This window comes from Pseudomonadota bacterium, from assembly GCA_030860485.1.
GTDB lineage: Bacteria > Pseudomonadota > Gammaproteobacteria > JACCXJ01 > JACCXJ01 > JACCXJ01.
The window spans coordinates 1-2,925 of the sequence record JALZID010000277.1; the positions used below are offsets into that span (position 1 = coordinate 1).

4 protein-coding genes are annotated in these 2,925 nt (G+C 62.4%); 1 reads left to right on the forward strand and 3 read right to left on the reverse strand.

What is annotated here, in order from left to right; genetic code table 11:
* Positions 1-220, reverse strand: a 220-nt coding sequence (locus M3461_16900) for a radical SAM protein (protein MDQ3775903.1), incomplete at its 3' end; no start/stop codon positions are given.
* A gap of 159 nt (positions 221-379) precedes the next feature.
* Positions 380-1,063 carry a TIGR04283 family arsenosugar biosynthesis glycosyltransferase gene (locus M3461_16905; GenBank protein MDQ3775904.1) on the reverse strand — a complete coding sequence of 228 codons (684 nt, stop codon included), beginning with the start codon at positions 1,061-1,063 and terminating at the stop codon, positions 380-382.
* A gap of 506 nt (positions 1,064-1,569) precedes the next feature.
* On the opposite strand from M3461_16905, the gene M3461_16910 reads away from it, so the two are divergent.
* Positions 1,570-2,265 (forward strand): hypothetical protein, encoded by a 696-nt coding sequence (locus tag M3461_16910; protein MDQ3775905.1) that lies wholly within the window; start codon positions 1,570-1,572, stop codon positions 2,263-2,265.
* A 42-nt stretch (positions 2,266-2,307) separates the two neighbouring features.
* Here the strand turns inward: M3461_16910 and M3461_16915 are convergent.
* On the reverse strand, positions 2,308-2,925 hold a 618-nt coding region (locus tag M3461_16915; protein MDQ3775906.1), incomplete at its 5' end, for a glycosyltransferase.

Sequence of the window (2,925 nt, forward strand, 5' to 3'; positions counted from 1 at the left end):
TCATGCCGATGCGGCGAAACAATTCTTCTAGGGGGATGTCCCGGACCGCCTCGGAGTGCTCCGACACAGGCTGCAATCGAGGGTTGCAGCGCTGCGTGACCTCCAGAGACACGCAGCCGATCGGCCAACGCCGCCCGCCGATCTGGCCCGGGCCGTAGCACCCCGCCTCCTCGAGGCGGTCCTTGAGGCGCGCTCCCCGCCCCGCGGGACTCGGGGGCAAAGGGGTAGGGCGCAAAGGCCTCGATCTCCTCTGCGGTAAGATAGGGCGGTTCAAGCGGCGGTGACGACGAGACCGGCATTCACTGACCCTCCATCGCCTGCCGCGCCATCCGTGCGACGCCCTTCCGCGCCCGCCGGCCCGGGGGCACCACGTCCGGGATCACCGCCTCGCCTCGTAGCGCGCCGCGAGCCTTCTCGGATCGGTACCGAGAAAATACTGAAACCGCAGCCGCCACATGAGCAGGATGGTGCGCCACACACCTTGCGTTTCCCAGCGCCGCCCCGAGGTCGTCACGCGCTCGCAGAGGCACGCGGGCCGACCCAAGGACTTGAGGCGCCGGCTGAGCGCGATGTCCTCCATGAGTGGGATGTCGGGATAGCCGCCGATCGCGCGAAACGCCAGCCGCGAGACGAAGATCGCCTGGTCGCCGGTGGCGATGCCAGTGAGGCGCGAGCGCAGGTTCATGAGCCGGGCGACCACCCACAGCATCGCATGCCGGCCCTCGATCTCCACATCGAAACGCCCCCACACCCGGCCACTGTCGACGGCGTTCGTGATCAGGCTGCCCGCGTTGCGAGGCAAGCGCGTGTCGGCGTGCAGGAACAGCAGGATATCCCCCTGGGCCTCACCGGCGCCCGCGTTCATTTGCCTCGCGCGGCCCGGCGGCGCCCTCAGCACGCGATCGACCCAAGGGCCTGCGAGTGCAGACGTCGTGTCGCTGCTCCCTCCGTCCACCAGAATCAACTCGGCGCCCTGCCGGCGCAGGCGGGCCAGGGCGCAGAGGCCCTCCACGATGACGGCCGCCTCGTTCAAACAGGGTACTATGATGGACAGGCGCGCCAAGCACCCTTCTCCATTGACCGACCGGACAGTAGCTCGCGGGTTTCCATACCCCTCCACCCAAGAGGCACGGACTCGCGTCGCACCCGCGGGGGATGTTACCAGATCGGAGTACACGGATCAGTTAGAAATTGCAGAGACCAAAGTCTGCCCCATATTGTCCTTGTAGCGAACCCATGACGCTTATCGCGTTCGTCACCGACCGGGGGTCGATTCAGCGTATTCTCGAACACATCGGCGGACCCGCTCAGGCACCGCGCAATTGCCCCCGCCGCTCGCGGTCCCCCCACGGGGAGGAGGGCTTCGAAGTCGATGCGTTTGCGCTGAGCCAATCCCTACCCCAAACGAGCCTTTCCCTCCCCCGCGCGGATCGCCCAATCATCGGCCGCCCCTCCGACGAGATAGTACGCGTTGCAAAAGGGGATTGAATCTCCTATCCTCCGAACCTATCTGGCTGGATCTGGGCTGCGGCGGCAATCTCCTGCCCGAGCTCCTGCCCGAGCCGCAAAATGAACTACCTACTCGGCACCGGCTACTATCCGGCCACTCGCTACGACGCGTCCCTTTTCGCACGGGTGTGGATCGAGAACGTCATACGCAATGCACGGCCGAGGCCGTTCCGCATCGTGGTCATGTCCCAGCGCAACACGGTCTTCCCACCGATCCCGGTGGAGTTATCCCACCTCCTGCAGGTCGTGAACCTCCCGGGCGACTGCGGGCACGTCGGCGACCTGACGGACGGCTCGAAGACGCATGAGTTTTGCGGGTGGAGCGCGTCAATTTTAGCCATGGCGATGACCGCATATGCCGCCGAGCTCGATTTCGTCTACCAGGAGGGCGACTGCCTTGCGTTCGGGCCCTATGTCGAGCGGATGTACGCGGAGATCGGCGGCGGAGGCATGATCTTCGGCAACTACGCCGGGATGCCGTGCGCCCAGTCGCTCTTTCTCGTGAAACACGCCTTCATCCCGCAATTCGTGCGGGAGTACCTCGCGCTCGGCGGGGACGGCATAGAGTACAACCTGCCGGAGGCCAAGTTCGCCAAGCTCGAGTATGTAAACCCCGCGGCATACCGCCGGTTCAGCTTCGGCTACGATCGCGCGCGGCCCGCCGACGGTCTGGCGAAATGCAAGGATGCGGTCTGGTACGTCCAGCAGTTGACGAAGGACGAGCTCACCGAACTAATGAAGGCGGGGAGGATCTGAGCGATGAATACCATCCCATCCCGCAACGACCTCGGAACTTGCTCAAGCCTGGCGCGGTCTCTGTCGAGGTTGAAGTCTGGAAGCGGGTCTTGCAGTCTCTTTCTGAAAAGCCTGGATCAGCTTAGGGATGACATGCTCCGTACCGAAATGCTTGATGGTGCTTTTGATGTCTTGGGCTTGCGGCAATGCGTCGGGAGCATCCGTGATCCTCTGCAGGATGCTTGTTAATTTGGCAACATCCTTCACAGGGTATAACCAGCCATTCATGCCTTCTTTCACAATATCCGCAGGACCCGTTCGGCAATCGGAGCTGACGCAGGCAATTCCATGCGACATGGCTTCTACAAGCACCATGCCGAAGCCCTCGTATTCGGAAGTTAAAACCAACACGGAAGCAGAGTGGATTCCAGCCCAAGGATTTTGCTGCCAGCCTATCCATTGGATGCGGGTGTGGATTCCCATTGTTTCCGCCAATCTCTGCAAACGCTCTTTGTCCACTCCGTCGCCCATAATTCCGTCGCCCATAATTGTCGCTTGCCAAGCTCCTTTGACCTGGCTTAACGCCGTGATGAAATCGCTCACTCGCTTTTGACCGTCGTATGTCAACCTGCCTATATAAATGAAATGAGCAACATCCGTCGGACTTGGAATGGTTCGATC

Coding starts and splice junctions, on each gene's coding strand:
- M3461_16910 (MDQ3775905.1), top strand. CDS start 1,570: ATGAACTACCTACTCGGCACCGGCTACTATCCGGCCACTCGCTACGAC.